Source organism: Pseudomonas sp. F007 (genome assembly GCF_057814275.1).
In genome coordinates, this window is sequence record NZ_JBVATA010000003.1 from 57420 (window position 1) to 79172 (window position 21753).

Below are 21753 nucleotides of genomic sequence, written 5' to 3' on the forward strand. Positions count from 1 at the left end.
CCGACGCCGACGCCGATGCGGACGCTGACGCCGATGCCGATGCGGACGCTGACGCCGATGCCGATGCCGATGCTGATGCCGATGCCGATGCCGATGCCGATGCTGACGCGGATGCCGATGCCGATGCTGATGCGGATGCGGATGCGGATGCGGATGCCGATGCCGATGCCGACGCGGATGCGGATGCCGATGCCGACGCGGATGCGGATGCCGATGCCGATGCTGACGCGGATGCCGACGCTGATGCTGATGCCGACGCCGACGCCGACGCCGACGCCGATGCGGACGCTGACGCCGATGCCGATGCGGACGCTGACGCCGATGCCGATGCCGATGCTGATGCCGATGCCGATGCCGATGCCGATGCTGACGCGGATGCCGATGCCGATGCCGATGCCGACGCCGATGCTGACGCGGACGCGGACGCGGACGCCGACGCCGACGCCGACGCCGACGCGGATGCCGATGCGGATGCGGATGCCGATGCCGATGCCGACGCTGATGCTGATGCTGATGCTGATGCCGACGCCGATGCGGATGCTGATGCTGATGCCGATGCCGATGCCGATGCCGATGCCGATGCCGATGCCGATGCCGACGCCGATGCGGATGCCGATGCCGACGCCGATGCGGATGCTGATGCCGATGCCGATGCTGACGCGGATGCGGACGCCGATGCGGATGCGGATGCGGATGCGGATGCCGACGCTGATGCCGACGCCGATGCGGACGCCGACGCCGACGCCGATGCTGACGCCGACGCCGACGCCGACGCCGACGCCGACGCCGACGCCGACGCGGATGCGGATGCCGATGCGGATGCCGACGCTGATGCGGACGCTGATGCTGATGCTGATGCTGATGCTGATGCTGATGCTGATGCTGATGCTGATGCTGATGCTGATGCTGATGCTGATGCGGATGCGGATGCGGATGCGGATGCGGATGCGGATGCCGACGCGGATGCGGACGCCGATGCGGATGCCGATGCCGATGCTGACGCGGATGCCGATGCCGATGCGGATGCGGATGCGGATGCCGATGCCGACGCTGATGCTGATGCCGACGCCGACGCCGACGCCGATGCGGACGCTGACGCCGATGCCGATGCGGATGCCGATGCTGATGCTGATGCCGATGCCGATGCCGATGCCGATGCCGATGCTGACGCGGATGCCGATGCCGATGCCGACGCCGATGCTGACGCGGACGCGGACGCCGACGCCGACGCCGACGCGGATGCCGATGCGGATGCCGATGCCGATGCCGATGCCGACGCTGATGCTGATGCTGATGCCGACGCCGATGCGGATGCTGATGCCGATGCCGATGCCGATGCCGATGCCGATGCCGATGCCGATGCTGACGCGGATGCGGACGCCGATGCGGATGCGGATGCGGATGCCGACGCCGATGCGGACGCCGACGCCGACGCGGATGCGGATGCCGATGCGGATGCCGACGCTGATGCGGACGCTGATGCTGATGCTGATGCTGATGCTGATGCGGATGCTGATGCGGATGCTGATGCGGACGCCGACGCCGACGCCGATGCTGACGCGGATGCCGATGCCGATGCCGACGCTGATGCGGATGCGGATGCGGATGCCGATGCCGATGCCGATGCGGATGCCGATGCTGATGCGGATGCTGATGCTGATGCTGATGCTGATGCTGATGCCGACGCCGACGCCGACGCCGATGCCGATGCCGATGCCGACGCTGACGCTGACGCTGACGCTGACGCTGATGCTGATGCTGATGCTGATGCCGATGCCGATGCCGATGCCGATGCCGATGCGGACGCCGATGCCGACCTGGAAGCCTTCGACGATATCGCCACCGCTAAACTGAGCGTGACCCCAGCAGATCCGGTCAACCATCAGTTGCAGTCCGTAACCGTAGGCTCGTTGATAGTGGTCGCGGGGCTACCGGTGGGTGGTGTGCTCACGATGTCGCGGGACTTCACGGTGGAGGAGAGCCATACCGGCACCTTGAATATGTCCTTTGGCGGGGCCAGCGTGCTTTCCCTGGTGACGGGCGGGTTCACTGCGACGCTTGAGGTCAGTGACGGGGCAGGTGGTTGGCTGCCGGTTGCTCAAGGAGGCGCAGGAGGTGGCTTACTTGATCTGCTGGGGCTGTTTGGCGCAGGAGGGAGCGGGCAAGTCGAGGGTCTGGCGGCGGGCGATTATCGCTTTACGCTCACTCTGGATCCGCAACTCCTGGGCGTCATTTCCCTTGCGACAGCAACGCTGAGTGTTGATAGCCAAAGCCTGGTCGACTTCAACGTCACCGGCGGTGAAGTCAGCGGTAACGTCATCACCGACAACGGCGTGAGTGGCTTGCCAGACTCTCCAGGTACCAGCGCCGATGCGAAGGTCGAGGAAGTCAACGGGTTCACGGTCGATCCTGCAGCACCTACCGTGATTCACGGGTTGTACGGCGATCTGACGATCTCTGCCAACGGTGATTACAGCTACACGCCGAATGGCGATCCGGCCAACATCGGCAAGGTCGACAACTTTGTCTACGAGCTGGTGACAGCGGCGGGCGGGACGGCTACGGCCACCTTGCACGTGCGCATCGACAGCACTGACAGCAGCGTCACCTGGAGTCCTGCCGATCCGTCGGCACCGGGAACCGTTGCAGTGGTTGCCACCGATGACATCGGTACCGCGCAGATCGATCTGGTCCATCCAGTCGTTCCAACGGATCTGACCGACATCACCTACTCGCCTCCGTTGGTCGGCTCCAGGACAAAAGACGGTAGTGCCTTCACGGTCGCAGCCGACACCACAGTGGAGGTGGTTGTCAGCCGTAGCTTCGTCGGACTTGGTGTACTGCCAACGACCACCATCGTCTTGCAGAAATGGGACGGTTCAACCTGGAAACCGGTGGCGGGGCAAAGCACCACCGACCCGACCCATACCTTCACCATCAGCGCGCCGGGTGACTACATGGTGTCGTCAACCACCGGGGCCTTGGTCTCGGCCGGAACGATCACGGTGACGCAGACCCTGCACACCACGCTGCTGACGGAGTTCGTTACCGGTCCGGCCACTGCCGCAACCGGCAACGTCCTGGCGCTCAGTGACCACTCCGCAGCAGACAGCCTCGGCTCGACGTTGACGGTGCTGAGTGTGTTGGTCGGTGCCACCTACGTGATCCCGGGTCAAACCGGCGCCGTGGTCCACGGCCAGTACGGCACGCTGACGCTGCACGCAGACGGTGATTACAGCTACACACCGAACGCGAACCTGCTGGCGGCTGATATCGGCAAGGTCGATAGCTTCCTTTACAAACTCACCACACCAGGTGGCCAGGAGGACACCGCCACGCTGTACGTACGCCTTGACTCGCCGGATGTCGATCTGGTCTGGGACGATGCCCATCCGGGCGATCCAGGTACGCCTGGTGCCGAAGTCGCGGGCTTCGCGGCCGCTTCGTTCGAGCAAACCTCGTTCGAAGGGGACTCGTCACACGCCACGATCACCGAAGGTGCCAACGGTGATGACCACATCGCGATCCATGACACCGAGTTTGCAGCGGTAGATGGCGGCGATGGGTTCGACACCCTGGCATGGGACGGTGGCGATGCAACGATCAACTTGAGTCTGCTGGTCGGTAAAGTCAGCGACATCGAGAGCATCGACCTCAACGACTTCAGTGCCGTCAACCTGACCCTGAGTCTGGAAGACCTGGTAGCTGTCACGGCGCCCGAGACGGATAGATTGTTTATCCAGGGCGACGAACAAGACAGCGTCCAACTGACGGGCAACTGGTCGGTGGGAGCCACGCAACTGGAGAACGGGCAGGAGTACGTGGTGTACACCAGCCAGGAAGATGAAACCCATCAACTCTGGGTGCAAAGCGGCGTCAACGTGGTGTAGCCACGTTGCAGGCGGGGAGCGTCGGGCCGTTGGCCTGGCGTTCTCCTGCCCTTCCTTCAATCACTGAACGTAACCCTCCAGGCGGCGCGCGTGCGTCGTCCTGGCGGTTACCCAACGCATTCGAACAGCGCTGTGCACGTCTCTGAAATGTTCTCGGCAGCATGGCGAAATAGTGGCTATCTTTCTGACAGCACGTCGTATTGGAGCATTACTTGAAGCCTAAGGATCGGTTCGAGTTCCTGTTTGTGACTCTGTTGGCCGTGGCCATGCAGTCACTGACTATAGAGAAGGCCGTGGCGCTGACACGCGACTACGCACCTGAAAATCTCTCCACCATCAGCCCAAAAGATGTGGGCCAGCATTTACCGGGCGATTCGTTCGGAGCCAGCCGACCGGCTGCCCCCAGCAACGTGGTCCCCGACAACCTCGACCTGCCACGCGCCATTCAATTGGCCGTCGCCTGGCACCCCGCGATTGCGGAGTCCATTGGTCAGCTCTACCAGCAGCACGACAACGTCACCGTCGCCCGCTCGGGTTACTACCCGCAGATCAAGGGCGGTTTCAACAGCGGTTATGACAGCGGCCTGACCGGCAATGGCCAGAGCCAGGCCTTTACCCTGTCGATGTCACAAATGCTCTATGACTTCGGCAAGGTCGACAGCGCGGTGGACAGCGCCGTGGCCAAGCTCAATGGCAAGCAAGCCTCGGTGCTGCTGGCCATCGATCAGGTGGCCCGCGACACCGCGTTTGCGGTGATCGAGTTGCAGCGCTACCAGGCCCTGCTGGCGATTTCCCGGGAACAGGTCAAAGGCCTGACGGCGATTGCCGACCTCGCGCAAAAGCGCAGCGACATGGGCGCCAGCACTCGCTCCGACCTGATCCAGGCACGCTCGCGGGTCGAGGCAGCCGTCGCCACGCAACTGCAATACACCGCGCTGTACAACCGCTGGCGCAGCACCCTCGGCAGCCTGCTCGGGGCGCGGACGCCGGTGAGCATCACCGCGAGCATGCCGGCGACGCTCAAGCAGTCCTGCGACGGCATCAATGCCGACCAGGTGCTGACGCCTTCGCTGTTGATCGCCCAGGCCCAGCAGGTCGACGCCCAGGCGCAAATCGCCCAGGCGCGCGCCGAAGCGATGCCGACCGTATCGCTGGACCCCACCGCCACCCAATACCTGGACAACAACGACGAGGACGGCAGCGTCGGCGGCCGCGATCGCACGCGCTATGGGGTGTTCCTCAACGTGCAGATGCCGCTGTATCAAGGCGGCGCCATCACTGCCCGCAAATCGGCGGCGGCCCAGGCCCTGCGCGCGGCCGAGGCGGCCAACGATGCCGCGCGCCTGGCGGTGCGCCAGGGCTTGCTCGAGGCGCGGGACCAGACGTCCAGCCTCGAACAGCGCCTGTCGACCCTGGATTTTCGTGAACGCAGCATTTCCGAAACCCGCGATTTGTATCGCCAGCAATACCTTGAACTGGGCACGCGACCGCTGCTCGATCTGTTGAACGCCGAACAGGAAATCCACCAGGCCGCCATGGACCGGGCGAACACCGCCGCCGACCTCAATCGCCTGGAAATCGATTGCCTGTACAACAGCAGCGCCCTGCGCACGGCGTTCAACCTGGACAGCAGCACCATCCAAGGTGTGGAGATTCGACCATGAATGACGCCGTCAACCTCGATACCCAGAGCGCGAGCCAACCCCAGAGCCTGGACGCGGCGCTGGCTCTGAATTATGAAGGCTGGCTGGAAGCGATTATCAGCGTCGCCCGGCATAACCGCCTCGATTGCTCGGCGCAGAATGTGCGCATTGCCGCGCAGTGGAGCACCGGCGTCGACCTTGACCTGGTGCTGCGGCAGATGGCGCGCCAGGCCGGCCTGAGCCTGAAGATTGTCGATTTTTCTCCGGCATTGCTGGTGCAGCGCCGCCTGCCGTTGGTCGTGCAATTGGATGACGGACAGATCGGCGTCCTGCAGACCCTGGGTGACGACGATGAACTGGGAATTGTCTACAGCGGTGATCAGGGCCTGCAGAGCCGTATCAGCCGGGCCGAGCTGATCGCTGGCGCGCGCAAGGCGCTGATCCTGCGCCCGGCGCGGGCGGCGCGGGACTCGCGCGTCGACGACTACGTCAAACCCTACGAAAAAAGCTGGTTCAAAAGTATTGTCCTGCGTGATCTGCGCCCCTACGGCCACGTCATGCTCGCGTCGCTGGCAGCCAACGTGCTGGGCCTGGCCGGCGTGCTGTTTTCGATGCAAGTGTATGACCGGGTGATCCCGGCCGAATCGATGCCGACTCTGTTAGTGCTGTTTGGCGGGGTGATGCTGGCGTTGTTCTTCGATTTTGTCCTGCGGATCATGCGCGTGCGCATCACCGACCTGCTCGGCAAGCGTGCGGATATGCGCGTCTCCGACCTGGTCTTCGGCCATGCCATTCGCCTGCGCAACAGCGCACGACCGAAATCCACCGGCTCGTTCATCTCGCAGTTACGCGAGCTGGAACAGCTGCGCGAACTGATTACCTCGAGCACCGCCAGCGCCCTGGCCGACTTGCCGTTCTTCCTGCTGTTCGTAGTCATCTACTGGTTCATTGGCGGGCCGTTGGTGGCGGTGCCCTTGGGCGCGCTGCTGGTGCTGGTGGTGCCGGGCTTGCTGGCGCAGAAGAAACTGGCGCGGCTGGCCAACCAGTCAATGCGCGAAAGCTCATTACGCAGCGCCATGTTGGTGGAAACCGTGCAGGGCCTCGATGACATCAAGATGCTCCAGGCCGAGCAGCGCTTCCAGCAGCAATGGAATCACTACAACGCCACCGCCGCCGAGGCCAGCCTGCGCTCGCGGACCCTGACCAGCGGCCTGGTGACCTGGACCCAGACCGTGCAGGGCGGGGTGTTCGCCGTGGTGGTGGTGTTCGGTGCGCCGATGGTCATGGCCGGCGATATCACCACCGGTAGCCTGGTGGCGTCGTCGATCCTGGCCTCGCGGATGATGGCGCCGATGTCGCAGATCACCATGGTGCTGACCCGCTGGCAGCAGGCCAAAGTGGCGCTGCAGGGCCTGCACCGGATCATGCAATTGCCGGTCGACCAGCCCGAAGGCAGCAAGCGCGTGCAGTTGCCGGTGGTGCAGGGCAACTATGAGTTCAAACAGGCGGAGTTCAAGTACAGCGAAGACGCGCCGATGCCGGCCTTGCTGGTCAAGGACCTGAAAATCACCCCCGGCGAACGCATCGCCGTGCTCGGGCGCAACGGCGCCGGCAAGTCGACACTGTTGCAGGCGATGGCCGGGATGATCGAGCTGAGTTCGGGCTCGCTGACCCTGGACGGCGTCGGCCTGAGCCATATCGACCCGGCCGATGTGCGCCGCGATGTCGGCCTGCTGACCCAGAACTCGCGGCTGTTCCACGGCACCCTGCGGGAAAACCTGATGCTCGGTGCGCCCCATGCCAGTGACCAGGAGATCCTCGAGGCATTGACCTTGACCGGCGCCCTGGAATTCATCAGCAAATTCGCCCTGGGCATGGACCACATGATTCTCGAGGGCGGATTGGGCCTGTCCGGCGGCCAGCGGCAGTCGCTGTTGCTGTCGCGGCTGATCATTCGTCAGCCGCAGATCGTGCTGCTCGACGAACCGACCGCAGCCCTCGACGACGCCAGCGAGCGCAAGCTGATCCAGGGCCTCGACCAGTGGGGCGCGCAACGCACGCTGGTGATCGCCACGCACCGCATGAGCGTGCTGAGCCTGGTGGACCGGATCATCGTGGTCGACAACGGCACGGTGGTCATCGACGACACCAAGGACAACGCCATTGCCCGGCTTTCCAAACCCAGGAATCAGGCGCAATGAGCCGGCTGAAACTGCAATCGACTGCGCTGAAGGATAGTTCGCATGGCTACTGACACCCGTACCCCCGAGCATGCCCAGGCTCCCGACGACGGCCTCGACGACGCCACCGTGGTGCGCTCCACCCGCGTCGTCTGGTGCGTGGCGCTGATGCTGCTGGCCTTCGGCACCTGGGCGTACCTGTTTGAAGTCGACGAGGTGTCGACCGGCACCGGCAAGGTCATCCCCAGCTCGCGCGAGCAGGTGATCCAGTCGCTGGAAGGCGGGATCATTGCCGAGCTGAATGTCGCCGAGGGCGATATCGTTGCGCAGGGGCAGATCCTCGCCAAGCTCGACCCGACCAAGACCGAGTCCAATTTCGGTGAAAGCGCGGCCAAGTACCGTGCATCGCTGGCCAGCGTGGCGCGCCTGCAGGCGGAAGTGAACGGCACCGCGTTGAGCTTCCCTGCGGAACTCAAGGCCTACCCGGCCTTGATGGCCGCCGAAACCGATCTCTACCAGACCCGGCGCAAGGGTCTGGAGGAATCCCAGGCCGGGGTGCGCACTTCGTTGGGGCTGGTACGCAGTGAGCTGGAAATCACCGAAAACCTGGCCCGGGTCGGCGCCGCGAGCAACGTCGAGGTGCTGCGTCTGAAGCGGCAGAAATCCGAGCTGGAGCTCAAGCTTACCCAGTCACGTTCCGAGTACATGGTGCGGGCCGGCGAGGAACTGGCCAAGGCCAACTCCGATGTGCAGACCCTGTCCTCGGTGCTCATGGGCCGTTCCGACTCGGTCACCCGGCTGACCTTGCGTTCGCCGGTGCGCGGCATCGTCAAGGACATCGAGGTCACCACCATCGGCGGGATCATTGCGCCCAACGGCCGCTTGATGCAGATCGTGCCCATGGACGACCAACTGCTGATCGAGGCGCGGATTTCTCCCCGGGACATTGCCTTCATCCATCCCGACCAGGAGGCCAAGGTCAAGATCACCGCCTATGACTACTCGATCTACGGCAGCATGGACGGCAAGGTGGTGACGATCTCCCCGGACACCATCCAGGATGAAGTCAAACCCGAGGTGTTCTACTACCGGGTGTTCATCCGCACCAACGACAACGAGCTGCACAACAAGGCCGGCAAGGCGTTCTCGATTGTGCCGGGGATGATCGCTGCGGCAGATATCAAGACCGGGCAGAAGACGGTGCTCGACTTCCTGATCAAGCCGATGAACCGGGCGCGTGAAGCGCTGCGGGAACGTTAGTGGGCGAGGCGGCGGCGTGTTCGGATTGAGGCCCATGCGCGGGGTATGGGCGCTGGCTCTGCTGACCAGCTGGAGCCTGTCGGTGGGCGCCAGCGATGATTCGCCGCTGCTGTGGAATGCCGCCCCTGATCGCGCCAACTGCAACGACCCGCACTCGGCGCTGTGGGTCGAATCTGCCAGCGGCGAATCCTGCATCCGCTATTTCAGCGGCGTGGCGCTGGAGCATGCGCCGGTGGTGATCGTGATGTTCCACGGTGACCGCGACAAGGAGATGCGCCAGGCGCCCGAGCTGATCGCCGGCAACACCGTGGCGGCCAAGGACAAGCAGGCGGCGACCCTCAGCCGGCGCGCCCATGTTCCGGTGGTGATTGTCGCGCGTCCGGGAACCTACGGCTCCAGCGGCAACCACCTGCATCGGCGTCAGGCCAGCGAATTCCAGCCGCTGGATGCGGCGCTCGATGCGTTGCGCGCACGCTATTCGATCGGCAAGTTCGTTCTGCTCGGCCACAGTGGCGGCGCGACGGCGGTAGCGGCGTTGCTGACCCAGGGGCGCGAGGATGTGCAATGCGCGGTCATGACCTCGGGAGCGTTTGACCTGCTGAAGCGGGCACAGATGGTTCGTCAAAGAAGAGGCCTGCCGCCGCGTGAAGGGCGCGACACCAACGGCATGCTCAACCCCTACGATCCCCTGGATCATGTCGATGGCATCGCCAAAATACCCGGGCAGGCGCTGTTCGTCATCGGCAACCCGGACGACCAGATCACCTCTTTCGCGCTGCAGCAGAATTTTTTTGCGGCGCTGCAGGCGGCGGGGCTGCCGGCGCAGTTGATCGAAGCGCCGGCGGTGAGTCCGACCTTCCACCACCTGCGCAACGACATCGGCCTGAAGACCGCGGCGCGTTGCGCCCGACCCTGAGTCAGGGGGTCGCCAATGCCGGCTCGTTGTTGGTCAGTGATTCCACCAGCTCTGACAAGCGGGTGCCGCCCGAGCTTTTAACCAGCACATAGTCATCTGCGCGGAACCAGCGCGCGGCGTTATCGGGCAGTTGCTCGCGCAAGGCACTGACGTCCTCGAACCACTCGATGCTCAACTGCCCGCGCAACTGCGCGTACAAGGCGTGCATCAACGGGCCGCACAGCAGGGTATGGCGCGGCTTGGCCGCCAGCAGGTGTTCAGCCAGTTCCAGGTGATAACGCTGGCTGTCGGGGCCGAGCTCAAGCATGTCTCCCAGCACGGCGACCCGTTGTTGCGGCAGCCCGGGTAGCTCGGCAAGCATTTTCAACGAGGCGCCCATCGAGCCGGGATTGGCGTTGTAGGCGTCGTTGATCAACTGGTACGCACCGCCTTCGCAGTGAACCGTCAGGGTGTTGCCGCGACCTTGCACCGCTTCGAAGCTCTCCAGGGCAGCCAGCGCTTGTTCGGTGGGTAAGCCGGCGGCAATCAGCGCGGCGACGACCGACAAGGCGTTGAGCACCATATGGTGGCCGCGAGCGCGCAGGGTGAAGCGCAATGGCGCGCCGCGGAAACTGGCAGTGACTTGCACGTGCGAAGGCGTGGTGACGCAGTCGACCAGCCGCAGGTCGGCCTGCGCATGCTCGCCATAGCTGAGCTGGGATAACTGCGCGCGCCGGGCGGCATCCGCGAACACCTGGTAATACGGCATGTCGTGGTTCAGCACCGCGTGCCCGCCGGGCGCCATGGACCTGAAGATCGCGCTTTTCTTGCGCGCGACATTCTCCAGGGTGCCGTGATACTCCAGGTGTGCCGGCGACAGGCTGGTGACCACGGCAATGTGCGGGCGTACCAGTTCGGAGTTGATCGGCATCCTGCCCACCGCCATTTCCAGCACCCAGAAACGCGCTGGGGCGGTCATGCACGACAGGTTCCAGGCGATGCCGTGGGGCAGGTTGGCGTTGCCTTCGGTCTGTGCCACCGGCCCTAACGGCTGCAGCGCATGGGTGAGCATCGCCACCACCGTGGTCTTGCCGGCGCTGCCGGTGACACCGAACACCTGGCCGCCGAAGTTCAGGCGGGCATGCCGGCCCATTTGCAGCATGGCCTCGGCGGTGTCGGCGACTTGCAGCACTGGCAGGCCGGTGTCGAGATAGGGCGTTGGCTCGACGCAGACGAAGGCGGACGGCCGGCGCGATGGATCGGCGTTGGCCCACATCCGCGCCAGATGCGCCTCGTTGGGGCGCGCAGGGCTCGGTGGGCGACTGAGCATGCGCTGGTAATTGCCGAAGACCATCGACGGCACCAGGCCGCTGGCCTGCCAATCGGCGGGCGGCGCGACCACCCAGGTGCCGCCGGTGGCCCGGGCCACCGTGGCCGCGTCCCAGTGCCAGGCACCTTGCGTGCGCGGCAGTGCGCGAGCGACCTGGGGTGCGCCATCACGCAGGTACAGGTGATAGGCGATCAGCCCGGACAAGTAGTGTTCGACGTCGTCGATGCGCACCCGAAACGCGTGGTGGCGAATGAAGAACGCACCGACGATGCGCGCCGGATTGCGAAAGAACATCGCGATTTCCGGCCAGAAATAGCCGTTCATCAAATGCCCGGCGCGGTGGTGCAGGGCGCGGTAGAACGCTTGCAGATCGACTTCATTGAGCAAGTGGCGCAACTCCGGCATCTGCTCGATCCGCTGCAGCATCTGCTGGGCGGCCATCATCAGCTCCAGCAGGGTCGGGAAGGTGGTGATGCGCTGCTGGACGAAGCCCAGGTAGTCGACGAAATTGTTCAGGCCGAAACGGAAGTATTTTTCCTCGGGACGGTAGCGAGTCAGCTCGTTGACGCAGTAGCTCAGCCAGTGGTCGTGCTCGCGATGGTGCTGTTTGGCGATGAAGTAGTCGAAGGCTTTTTCCACCACTTGCAGCCAGCGCTCGTCGCCGCTCAGGCCATACAAACGCATCAGGCCAAAGGCCGCTTCGCCGTCGTAGTAGATGATGCGGAAGGGCGCCTTGATGCTCAGGTCGCCGGCGTGCAATACGTGATTGAAGCCGCCGGTGCGCGGGTCCTGCATCGAGGCGATGCCGTTGGCCAGCGCGGTCAGCAATGGCAGGTAATCGCGGCTGTCGGTGACTTCGCAGTATTTGACCAGGACCAGCAGGCAAACTGCGTTGCCGCCCAGTTTGATCTCATCGCCGGTATCCACCAGGAATGCTGCCGCGCTGCCGTCGGCCAGGGTATAGGGCTTGATCAGCTGCGTGGTGAGATAGCCGAGCGCACGCTGGATCGACCCATGCAGCGCTTCGTCGCCGGTCAGTGCAAAGGCTTCGATCATCGAGTAGGTGGTGCTGGCATGGCGCAGGGCGTTGTAGTTTTCGATGGTGCGATCGAAGCAGGGGAACACACCGTAGACGAACTGCCCGCTGTCCTTGACCTGGCGGCTGAGAAATTCAGAGGCGCTGACGACCTTTTCGCGAACATCGCCAGCGCTCAGCTCGGCGGTTTTGCGCCGACCGACGCTGGAGCCATTGCCGTGCAATTCATGGACGACACCGTCTTCACCACAGAACACACCGCGGGTCTGGAACAGGTAGACCAGTGAGCTCGGGTCGGCCTGCGCGGCCACCGCGGCGTCCAGTGCGGCAGTGTCGCTGAAGCGCCTTTTCACGTAGATCGAAAAGTTGCCAATGTTGAAGGTGGCCAGTGGCATGTTGGCGCCGCCATAAAGGATGGCGTTGGCGTTGATCTCCTGCTCGGTGAGTGCGGTCTTCAACGCCGGATCGAAAGCGATGCCCTGCCTGAAATAGTTGCGCTTGTAGCGCTTGAGTCGCTCCTGCAATTGCGCCCAGGACAATGAGGTCACGTTGACTGCACGCTCGACCCGCAGCCAGAGCGGCCCCTGCGCTTGTTCGTGTGCCTGCATCGCCTGCAATCCACTGTCCCAGGCAGCCTCGAAACCCACTGCGCTGACCTGGATCACCCGCGCTCGCTGGGAGCCGTCGCTGATGGAAAAGAACAGGCTGCAGTCGTCTGGATTGTCATTTTTGGCCGTGAGGTCGGCATCCTGCTGTTGCAGAAAGTTGTAACAAGCCGTTAGTTGCTGTTTCAAAGACATAAGAAAATCCATTGTCAGCGTCAGTTGAAGACAGGGGCAGGGCGAAGTGCTCGATGGACGCAACAGGATAGTTATGTGAGCTGCGTCACACTTGGCATCATTGCTCCCCACCGAAATGGGCTGATTCAGGTGGGGAGCCGAGAAGACTTAGTACGTTGGTCCTAGTTAAGAGGGAAATTATCTTCGCGAATCGATTCCTCTGCGGAAAAGTTGATCGGCTGATCAAATTCGCTCAAGTGGTTCTTGATTAGTTTTCTGAGGATCTGCGATACGGTTAGATCAACTGTCTCAGAGAGATCTTCTAATTTCTTTTTCGTCGGAAGATCGATCAATATAGTGAGGCGCGCGGTTTTCTTGTGCATATGCGGTCCTTCTCTCCCATCACCAAATTACAGCGATGGTTGGTTCTCCAATTCCCGATAAAAAATAGGGCTTTAGGTTGAAATTCCAAAGCTCAGTTAGGACTCTAATTCAACCGCTGAAGATTTTCTACATGAGCGGCAAAAAAATATCATCCGTCTGTGAGCCTTGATTTAAAGGGCTTTGTGAGTCCTATTGGGCCATTATTACAATCAGGCACACATCTTATTATCATCATGTTAGGTTGTTTTTCGGTATCCGCAAGGCGCATTTCATATTGTTCTGAAATCACGTTAAGGTAATGCTTTTGGATTAAATACAATTGCCTGGGAATCAGACTCTTGCGCATGTTTCCAGGTGTGTATCATTGTTTTTATCTGCGTGTTGTTGCCAGCGTGATGTCGCCCGTTGTGGCGGTCGTGGTCAACTTGATTTAGTTGCGCTGCAGTCGAGCGGTGACGAGACTTTCTGTTCTTCGACAGGAGTTGTTTGCGTGCAGAGCAACTAATTCAAAAGTATTAAGTGCCTAACAAGCCTGCCCAGTGATTGTGGTAAAGGAAAGATGTGCTCTATGCATGCAATAGACCCGTTGAAGATCACTCCAGTCCATCGCGTGCGTGTTATCGCGGTCGGTGGAGGCAAGGGTGGTGTCGGTAAAACCACCGTTGCGGTCAATCTTGCCGTGGCGTTGGCGAAGGCCGGAAAGCGTGTTGTGTTACTCGACGCCGACTTGGGCCTGGGCAGTATCGATGTGCTGTTGGGGTTGTTCCCGCGATTTACCCTGGCGGACGTCATTGAAGGTCGTTGCAGCCTTGCAGAGGCACTGATTCGTGGGCCTGGCGGGATTCGCATCGCACCCGCGGCATCGGGCGTGCAGAGCATGCTCAGGCTGCAACCGGCGCAATTTCGCGCGCTCACCCATGCCTTCAGTGCCATCAGTGAAGAGTTGGATGTGCTGGTGATCGATACGGCCGGTGGTATCGGGCAATGGGTGCTGAGTTTTTTGCAGGCCGCTCAGGAAGTCCTGTTGGTGATTTGCAACGAACCCGCTTCGATCCGCGGCACCGGCAACCTGATCAAGTTGCTGCATCAGGAATATGGTCTTCATCGTTTTCGAATACTGGTCAACCGCTCAGTCGGGCCACTTGAAAGTCGCAAGCTATTTGCCGAGTTGCATAAATACACCGATCCTTTCCTTGACGTACAACTGCATTACATAGGTGCGGTGCCCAGCGACGAGGCCGTGGCCAGGGCCGTGCGCAAGCGTCAGGCGGTAGTCGATGGCTATGCACGTTCAAAGTTCGCCCGGGCCTTTCGCGATATCGCCTTGAAAACCGAAGCCTGGCCGTTGCCGACTCACCCGGCAGGGCATGTAGAGTTTTTCGTCGAGCAACTGGCGCGTAGTTCCAGGGGCTAGGTCGATATTCGAAAACCGGGCCTGAAGGCCCGGTTTTTCCCGTCTCCACCCGTTACAGGATCTTGAACGGAACGTTGATGATCAGGCGAAACTCTTCGATGTTGTTCTCCAACTGGTACGGGCTGGAGCGGTGCCAGACGTAGCCACCGGTGATATTGGCGCCTTTGTAGGTGCCGGACTGCAAGACGTAGCTGGCCAGGGTGCCGACTTCGTAGTGGTTCTCGTTGTCCATCTTCTTGAAGTCGGCGTACATGCCATTCGGGCCGCCATCGTAGTGAGTGGCGTCGATACCCCAGCCCTTGATGTACCAGACCGAGGTGCGCAAGCCGGGCAGGCCGTACGCGGCAAGATCGTTCATGTAGTTGATCTGGAACGATTTCTCGTTGGGGCCGTTGTAGTTCGAGAGCGCGAGGTTGGGCAGGGTGATTGCATTGGACTCACCGACATAGTCGAAGAACTCGTCGCCATCGATCTTCTGCAGGCCGAACTTCAACGTATGGTTTTTCCAACTCGGCGCGATGCTCAGGCCGTAAGCCTGCTGGTCGATGTAGCCGCCTTTCTCGGTGCCGCTGGACTGGGTGTTGTAGACATCCAGCTGGACATCGGTGCTGATCGGGCCCGTCTGGAGCTTCTTGCCCAGGCCAACATATTCACGGTCCCAGATATCGTCGAAGCGCGACACGTAGGCACTGGTGCGCCAGCCGTCCCTGGTCACGTAATCACCGCCACCATAGGCAATGAAATCGCTGGTCACGTGGCGGTAAGTGAAGGTCGGGGTCAGGTCCTGGGTGCCGGCGCCGGTGCGCGGCGAGGCACGGTCGAAGTAGCCGGACTTGATGGTCAGGCCGTCGATGTCATGGCTTTCCAGCGAGACACCGTCAAACGAGGCGGGCAGGGTTCGGGTGTCGGCGAAAGCCATGACCGGTGTCTTGGCCATTTGCTGGCGACCGACTTTCACCGTGGTCCCCGCGAGTTTGACCTTGAGCGCGGCCACGCCGATTTTGCTCCAGTCGTCGACCACGTTGCCGTCCTTGTCCACCAGCACCCGGTTGCTGCCGCCGGCGGTCTGCAACTGGCTACGCTCCAGCGCCACCGCCGAGTAGGTCGAAAAGTCCAGGCCGAAGCCCAGCGGGCCCTGGGTAAAACCAGAGATGTAGTCGAGCTTGAAGCCCTGTACCCAGGCAGTACGGTCGCGCACCGCACGCGGTCCCTCATTGGTCTGCGCACGAAAACGCACGGCCTTGCTGCCGACTTCATGGGAGTACCACTGGCGGGTATTGAGCGTCAGCGAGCTGTCTTCGACAAAGCCGTGTTCTTCTGCAAAAACCGGCGACGCTGAAATCGCGGCCGCGAGCAAACCCGCCGACCATACTGGCAACTTTTCTGTGGGGTACATGGATCGCACCTATAGCTGTGGTGTTAACAGACGAACGTCTGAAGTTATTGTTGTTGTTCTAAGGGACGGGTCGAAGGCGCGCTTTTCAGGCGCACCCCGACCCTTGCGCTACGCAAGAGCACAGGTTCAAGCGGGGTCAGTAGTTACTGCTGAACGTTGGCGTCGCGGGATTCCGGCAGCATGCGCATGGCGATCAGGCTCAGCACGCTGATACCCACCAGGTACCAGGCGGGTGCCATCGGACTCGACGTTGCTGCAATCAGCCAGGTGACGACGAATTGGGTGCTGCCACCGAAAATCGCTGCGCCAAAGGCATAGGTGATCGACAGCCCGGTGCTGCGCACCGCGATGGGCAGTAACTCCGGAACCTGGACGATACCGGCCGCGCCGAACATTGCGGTCAGTGCGGCGATCACTGCACTGACAGTCAGCAGGGTGGCCAGGCTCGGTGAGCCCGAGAGCCACAAAAACAGCGGGACAATCAGCAAGGTCAGCGCGACGCGTGGCAGGATGTTGAGCAGGCGTCGCCCGTAGCGATCGCTCAAGTGCCCGCCCAACAGGGAAAACGCGAAGGTCACCAGGCCGCCGATCAAGACGCTACTTTGCGCCACGGCAGCCGGCAGCTTGAGCACCTGCACCGCATAACTGACCATATAGTTACCAATTTGCGACGCAACGGCGATCGAGGCGAACAGCATCACGCCGAGGATCAGGACCTTCTTGTGATTGCGCAGCACCTCGCCAACGATCGCACCGCCACTGCGCTCCGTCGTGCCTTCATGGGTTTCGGGCAGGGCGCGGCGCATGTACACCACCAGTGGAATCAGCACCAGGCTCAGCAGGAAGGGAATCCGCCAACCCCAACTGGCCAGTTGCTCGGTGCTGAGACTCAGGGACAGCATGACGCCGAGCACGCCGCCGACAGCGACCGCCAGGCCCTGGCTGGCGACTTGCCAACTGGCGTAAAAACCGCGGCGCCCTGGCGGTGCCGCTTCAATCAGCAGCGAAGTCGCCGGACCCAGTTCGCCACCCAGGGCCAGGCCCTGCAGCAGGCGGCAGATCACCACGAAGATTGGCGCGGCGATACCGATGGTCTCGTAGCTGGGGGTGATGGCCACACCCAGGGTGCCGAGAGTGATCAGCGTTGCGGTGAGGATCATCGCCGGCTTGCGCCCGGCCTTGTCGGCGAAGGTGCCAATCAGCACGCCGCCCAGGGGCCGCGCGAGGAAGCCAACGCCGAAGGTTGCGGCCGCTGCCATCAGGCTGCCGTATTCGCCCGCGACCGGAAAAAAGGCCTTGCCGATGTAAATGGCGAAATACGCATAGATGACGAAGTCATAAAATTCCAGCGCGTTGCCGGCCACTGCGGCGGCCACCGATTTCTTGCTGATGGAGGCGTGTGGAATGGCCCCTTCAGGGCTTTCCCCACTGGGGGTTTCGGTGATCGGTAATGTTGAGTAGTTCATAGTCAAGATGTCTGTAGTTATTAGAATTGATCTTAAACAGGTCCGTGTTTTCCGCTGTATGCCCTTACCAGTTGCCCAACCCTTGCAGCGCCTGTTTCATGACCTCGCTGGCCTGGTTCCAGACCGGTGTTTTCCAGTCTGTGTGGTTGGGATAGAACAAATCCTTGAGCTGCTGGGTGATCTCGCTGCTTTGTGCCGTGTGTTGTTGGCCGCGGCGGAAAACCCAGTGGTCGGCCCGTAGGGTGGTGATCATTTTCTCGATCGGGTAGGTGCCGAACTCCAGGCAGATCCCGATGTGCTTGGCCGCCGGGCATTCCTCCGAAATGGCGACCTGAATCGGTCCGCTCATCGGCACGCTGGTCGAGCTGCCGGCGTGCACATCGGTGATCTCACCCCACCAGTGGCGGGCTTTTTCCAGGGTGCAGTAGTCGCGGGTGGCGAAGATTTTTTCCCCGTAGCCGTAAGGGCCGAGCCCGGTGTGGACGTCTACCGAGGCAATCACCCTGGCCTGGGCGGCGTAGGTACGCAGAATCTGACGGAAGGTGGTGTTGCTCCAGGTCGGCGCGAGGCCGCCGAAGAACATGCCGTCCGGGTAGTGGTATTGCCCCAGGGAAATGGCGCACTGGAACTTCTTGTCGCCGTGAGTCAAACGGTATTGCTGCAGGACCTGATCGTCCTCGGGCGGCCAGTGCGCCGGCAGCAGGGCCTCATGAATTTCAGGGTAGCCCTCGTTTTGCGGCAACGGGCCGTCGAAGTCGATGAAGTTGCGGTTCAGATCGACGTTTTCCTGAGTCACCCGGCGCAGGTGGGAAAAGCCATGGGGGTTGATCCCGTGAACGTAGAGGATCGCCGTATCGTCCGGCTTGGCCAGGTCGAGTCGTAATGCACCGATTTGTATGGCCGAGCCCGGAAAGCCTTCGACGCCGTGCACGCCACTGAGCACCACGAGCAATTTCGACGCATCCCTCGGGCCGTCGAATACCACGTCGGTGGCCAGGGTTTCGTCACGGGCACCCTTGAGGTCCAGTTCATAGCTGTCGACGGTGAGGTCTTTGGCGTGGGCAGTGGCGAGGAATTTTTCTCGGGCCTGGGCGTACGAGTCGCTGAACAGCTCATCAATGTTGATCATGAAATCGAAGTCTCGGCTGTGACGATCGAGCGCAGGCGCAGTTCGTGCCGGCGTCGGCAGGCGTCACCAAAGGCCTGGAAAATGTCGCGGGAAAGGCGGTCGTCGTGCACGCGCATTTCTGGATGCCACTGCACGGCCAGGGCGAACCCCGGGGCGTCGGTCACCGAAAAAGCCTCGATCAAGCCGTCCGGCGCGGTCGCTTCGACGGTCAGACCGCTGCCCAGCCGGGCAATGCCCTGGTGGTGCAGGGAATTGACTTGCGCGTCCTCGGTGCCGCGCAGTCGCGCCAGCAGCCCGCCCTCGGCGACCTGGATGGCATGGCTGTGCTGGTACCACTCGATGATGGGACGGGCATGATCGCCTTCGCGGTGATCGATGGCGCCAGGGCGTTCATGCACCGCAGTGTCCAGGGTGCCGCCCCAGGCGACATTCATTTCCTGGAAACCACGGCAGATGCCCAGCACCGGAACCCCGGCGCTCACCAGTCTTCTGACCAACGGTATGACGGTCGCGTCCCGTGCCAGGTCCAGCGTCGACACATCCGCCGTGGCACTGCCGCCATAACGCAGGGGCGAAATGTTCGACGGGCTGCCCGTCAGCACCAGCCCATCGACATTGGCCAGCAGGCTGTCGAAGTCGATTGCGTCAGGATCGGCGGGCAATGCCAGGGGCAGGGCGCGAGCGGTGCTCGACACAGCATCGACGTAGCCATGCAACAGCGAGTGTGCGGGATGGCCATGGCGCTCTACGCGATCAGTGGCGATGGCAACGAGCGGTCTGGCGCCGTCGGCAAATAATGGCGGTGGGTTCATGGTCAAGTCCCGTAGGGGTTGGACGAGAACCCAGTCTATGAGAAGGGGGTATTGTGGTAAATTGCATAATAAATTCAGATTTCATGCGCACACTGCAAGTGAGAAGCCGATGAACATCCGCCAGTTGCAGCACTTTCTCGCCCTCATGGATAGCGGATCGCTCAGCGCCGCGGCCGAGACGGTCCATCTCAGTCAGCCGGCGCTTTCCCGGAGCATCAAGGCGCTGGAAGACGAGCTGCGGGTGTCGCTGTTCGATCGGACCAATCGTCGCCTGCACCCCACGCCTTTTGCGATGGAGTATCTGGAGCGGGCCAAACGTATCGTGTTCGACGAGCGTGAAGGCGCGCGCACCCTGAGCTTGATGAAGGATGGCGCCTACGGGCCGCTGGCGTTCGGCCTGGGGTCGTCTGTGGCCCTGGATTTCCTCGCGGCGTTGATCCGCCAGCTACTGGCCTCCGGTCCTGGCTTGCGGATCAAGGCCCAGGTGCACAGCACCGATGTGCTGCTCGATGCCCTGCTGAAGGAGAAGCTCGATTTCTTTATCGGCGAGGTTGGGGCGGCGGCCCGCCACCCCGAGCTGTTGGCCGAGCCCTTGTACACCTGCAGTTTTGGCTGGTTTGCCCGAGCCGACCATCCGCTGGCCGGACGCAAGGGGCTGACCCTGGATGACCTGAAAGCGTACCCCTTGATCGGCTCCGGCTACATCAGCGACATGCTGGCCCTGAAAATGGCCGATCTCTACGGCATGCAGATGCCGATCGAGAATAATTTCTCCGCGAGCATCAACAACATAGAAACGGCGCACGACCTGATACTCAGCACCGAGGTGATTTTTCCTACTACTTTCTTGGCCATGATCAAGCTGCTGCGGGACAAGTCGGTGACCCTCCTCGATGTGCAACCCGCTTTCGAGCTGGACCTGACCCTGGGCATCGTGACCCTCCGCCATCGAACCCTGGCGCCGGCCGCCGAGCAGTCGTTCAGCATCATTCGCGAGTATTTCCGGGCGATCGAGCAGGAGATCGCCACGTATTTGTAGATTGTAGGAGCGAGCTTGCTCGCGAGGGCATTCGTCCAGTTGAATTCGCGGGCAAGTCGCACCGCCGCTCCCACATAGACTGTTCTACGCCACAATAATGGCTACCATCCCCTCAAGGCAGAGCGCTCGATTGAACATCGATACCCGCATCAAATTCCGCCATCTGCTGTGTTTTCTCGAAGTCGCGCGCCAGGGCAGCCTGGCCCGTGCCTGCGACAAACTGGCGATCAGCCAGCCGGCATTGTCGAAGACCTTGAAGGAGCTGGAGACCCTGCTCGAGTCGACCCTGTTCGAGCGCAGCAAAAAGGGCACGACCCTGACCGAGGCCGGCGTGGCGTTTCTGCGTTATGCCGGGCCGAGCGTGCAATCGCTGCGCGAGGGGGTGAACAGTCTGCGCTCCGGGGTACACGAGCCCATCACCCTGCAGCTCGGTGTGCTGTCCACCGTCGAAAGCCTGTTGGTGCCGGAAGTGGTGCGTCGTCTGCACGAACGCCATCCGCCGCTGGTGGTGAATGTGGTGACCGGGGCCAGCGCCCATCTGCTGGCGCAACTGCGCGTTGGCGAGCTGGACCTGGTGGTGGGCCGCATGACCGACAGTCCGGCGATCCTCGGCCTGGCCTTTGAGCACCTGTACAGCGAGTCCATGACCCTGGTGGTGCGTACCGGTCATCCGGTTCTGGCCGATCCGCAGGGCCAGCACGACTGGCAGGACTATCCGCTGGTCCTGCCGTCGGCGGGCACCACCATTCGCCAATTTGCCGACAGCCTGTTCGTCCAGCACGGCATCACCCCGTCGCGGCAACGCCTGGAAACCCTGTCGGTAGCCCTGAGCCGACGCTACGTGCAAACCAGCCAGGCGATCTGGGTCGCGCCGCTGGACGCGGTCCGCGAGGACTTGCGCCAGGGTGACCTGGTCGAGCTCGACCTGGGCATGCGCGAGCCCGGTGGCTCGGTCGGGCTGTGCAGCAACCCGGCCTTGCCGCTGACGTCGGCGGCGCAATGGTGTGCGCAGGTGCTGCGCGAGGTGGGCGAGGAATACCGTGGCGGGCAGTATCCATAACCATATGGATATGGATAGGGTTGGTATTTTCAATGTTTGA

Annotated in this window: 15 protein-coding genes; 8 read left to right on the forward strand and 7 right to left on the reverse strand. The window is 62.2% G+C overall.

The annotated features are described in order from the left end of the window. The coding region (locus ACZYR5_RS07750) for a hypothetical protein (protein WP_489107616.1) at positions 1–1883 on the reverse strand (1883 nt) is incomplete at its 3' end. Positions 1884–1952: 69 nt separating this feature from the next. Between ACZYR5_RS07750 and ACZYR5_RS07755 the strand changes: the two genes are divergently transcribed. The 5 genes from ACZYR5_RS07755 to ACZYR5_RS07775 all read left to right on the forward strand — a co-directional run bounded on the left by ACZYR5_RS07755 (position 1953) and on the right by ACZYR5_RS07775 (position 9889). After that, on the forward strand, positions 1953–3890 hold the full coding sequence (locus ACZYR5_RS07755) for a BapA/Bap/LapF family large adhesin (protein WP_489095165.1): 1938 nt from the start codon (positions 1953–1955) through the stop codon (positions 3888–3890). A 266-nt stretch (positions 3891–4156) separates the two neighbouring features. Beyond that, positions 4157–5554 (forward strand): TolC family outer membrane protein, encoded by a 1398-nt coding sequence (locus ACZYR5_RS07760; protein ID WP_489089517.1) that lies wholly within the window; start codon positions 4157–4159, stop codon positions 5552–5554. Then, entirely contained in the window at positions 5551–7734 is a 2184-nt protein-coding gene (locus ACZYR5_RS07765; RefSeq protein ID WP_489089093.1) for a type I secretion system permease/ATPase, read from the forward strand. The genes ACZYR5_RS07760 and ACZYR5_RS07765 overlap by 4 nt, the downstream gene beginning before the upstream one ends. 42 nt (positions 7735–7776) lie before the next feature. Next, the gene (locus ACZYR5_RS07770) at positions 7777–8973 is read left to right on the forward strand and encodes a beta-barrel domain-containing protein (protein WP_489089094.1); all 1197 of its coding nucleotides are present in this window, start codon (positions 7777–7779) and stop codon (positions 8971–8973) included. Positions 8974–9007: 34 nt separating this feature from the next. Next, entirely contained in the window at positions 9008–9889 is an 882-nt protein-coding gene (locus ACZYR5_RS07775; RefSeq protein ID WP_489089095.1) for an alpha/beta hydrolase family protein, read from the forward strand. Between the two features lies 1 nt (position 9890). Here ACZYR5_RS07775 and ACZYR5_RS07780 read toward each other — a convergent pair whose 3' ends face one another. Both ACZYR5_RS07780 and ACZYR5_RS07785 read right to left on the reverse strand, forming a co-directional pair. Then, complete coding sequence (locus ACZYR5_RS07780) at positions 9891–13034, reverse strand: Mur ligase family protein (protein ID WP_489089096.1); 3144 nt, start codon at positions 13032–13034, stop codon at positions 9891–9893. 161 nt (positions 13035–13195) lie between these two features. Next, positions 13196–13396: a hypothetical protein gene (locus ACZYR5_RS07785; protein ID WP_027617210.1), complete on the reverse strand. Its 201-nt coding sequence runs from the start codon at positions 13394–13396 to the stop codon at positions 13196–13198. Positions 13397–13965: 569 nt separating this feature from the next. Here ACZYR5_RS07785 and ACZYR5_RS07790 point away from each other — a divergent pair. After that, on the forward strand, positions 13966–14811 hold the full coding sequence (locus ACZYR5_RS07790; RefSeq protein ID WP_489089097.1) for a MinD/ParA family ATP-binding protein: 846 nt from the start codon (positions 13966–13968) through the stop codon (positions 14809–14811). Between the two features lie 52 nt (positions 14812–14863). Here the strand turns inward: ACZYR5_RS07790 and ACZYR5_RS07795 are convergent, their stop codons facing one another. The 4 genes from ACZYR5_RS07795 to ACZYR5_RS07810 all read right to left on the reverse strand — a co-directional run bounded on the left by ACZYR5_RS07795 (position 14864) and on the right by ACZYR5_RS07810 (position 19614). Continuing rightward, the gene (locus ACZYR5_RS07795; protein ID WP_489089098.1) at positions 14864–16207 is read right to left on the reverse strand and encodes an OprD family outer membrane porin; all 1344 of its coding nucleotides are present in this window, start codon (positions 16205–16207) and stop codon (positions 14864–14866) included. Between the two features lie 143 nt (positions 16208–16350). Continuing rightward, positions 16351–17673, reverse strand: a complete 1323-nt coding sequence (locus ACZYR5_RS07800) for an MFS transporter (protein WP_489089099.1) — start codon at positions 17671–17673, stop codon at positions 16351–16353. A 64-nt stretch (positions 17674–17737) separates the two neighbouring features. Then, positions 17738–18802: a M14 family metallopeptidase gene (locus ACZYR5_RS07805; protein ID WP_489089100.1), complete on the reverse strand. Its 1065-nt coding sequence runs from the start codon at positions 18800–18802 to the stop codon at positions 17738–17740. Next, on the reverse strand, positions 18799–19614 hold the full coding sequence (locus tag ACZYR5_RS07810) for a gamma-glutamyl-gamma-aminobutyrate hydrolase family protein (RefSeq protein ID WP_489089101.1): 816 nt from the start codon (positions 19612–19614) through the stop codon (positions 18799–18801). The genes ACZYR5_RS07805 and ACZYR5_RS07810 overlap by 4 nt, the downstream gene beginning before the upstream one ends. A gap of 109 nt (positions 19615–19723) precedes the next feature. Here ACZYR5_RS07810 and ACZYR5_RS07815 point away from each other — a divergent pair, with 109 nt between their 5' ends. Together ACZYR5_RS07815 and pcaQ are read left to right on the forward strand one after the other, a co-directional pair. Beyond that, positions 19724–20653, forward strand: coding sequence for a LysR family transcriptional regulator (locus ACZYR5_RS07815; protein WP_489089102.1), 930 nt, complete (start codon positions 19724–19726; stop codon positions 20651–20653). Positions 20654–20783: 130 nt separating this feature from the next. Next, positions 20784–21713, forward strand: a complete 930-nt coding sequence (gene pcaQ, locus ACZYR5_RS07820) for a pca operon transcription factor PcaQ (protein ID WP_489089103.1) — start codon at positions 20784–20786, stop codon at positions 21711–21713. Positions 21714–21753: the final 40 nt, after the last annotated feature.

Coding starts and splice junctions, on each gene's coding strand:
- ACZYR5_RS07755 (WP_489095165.1), top strand. CDS start 1,953: ATGTCGCGGGACTTCACGGTGGAGGAGAGCCATACCGGCACCTTGAAT.
- ACZYR5_RS07760 (WP_489089517.1), top strand. CDS start 4,157: ATGCAGTCACTGACTATAGAGAAGGCCGTGGCGCTGACACGCGACTAC.
- ACZYR5_RS07765 (WP_489089093.1), top strand. CDS start 5,551: ATGAATGACGCCGTCAACCTCGATACCCAGAGCGCGAGCCAACCCCAG.
- ACZYR5_RS07770 (WP_489089094.1), top strand. CDS start 7,777: ATGGCTACTGACACCCGTACCCCCGAGCATGCCCAGGCTCCCGACGAC.
- ACZYR5_RS07775 (WP_489089095.1), top strand. CDS start 9,008: ATGCGCGGGGTATGGGCGCTGGCTCTGCTGACCAGCTGGAGCCTGTCG.
- ACZYR5_RS07780 (WP_489089096.1), bottom strand. CDS start 13,034: ATGTCTTTGAAACAGCAACTAACGGCTTGTTACAACTTTCTGCAACAG.
- ACZYR5_RS07785 (WP_027617210.1), bottom strand. CDS start 13,396: ATGCACAAGAAAACCGCGCGCCTCACTATATTGATCGATCTTCCGACG.
- ACZYR5_RS07790 (WP_489089097.1), top strand. CDS start 13,966: ATGCATGCAATAGACCCGTTGAAGATCACTCCAGTCCATCGCGTGCGT.
- ACZYR5_RS07795 (WP_489089098.1), bottom strand. CDS start 16,207: ATGTACCCCACAGAAAAGTTGCCAGTATGGTCGGCGGGTTTGCTCGCG.
- ACZYR5_RS07800 (WP_489089099.1), bottom strand. CDS start 17,673: ATGAACTACTCAACATTACCGATCACCGAAACCCCCAGTGGGGAAAGC.
- ACZYR5_RS07805 (WP_489089100.1), bottom strand. CDS start 18,802: ATGATCAACATTGATGAGCTGTTCAGCGACTCGTACGCCCAGGCCCGA.
- ACZYR5_RS07810 (WP_489089101.1), bottom strand. CDS start 19,614: ATGAACCCACCGCCATTATTTGCCGACGGCGCCAGACCGCTCGTTGCC.
- ACZYR5_RS07815 (WP_489089102.1), top strand. CDS start 19,724: ATGAACATCCGCCAGTTGCAGCACTTTCTCGCCCTCATGGATAGCGGA.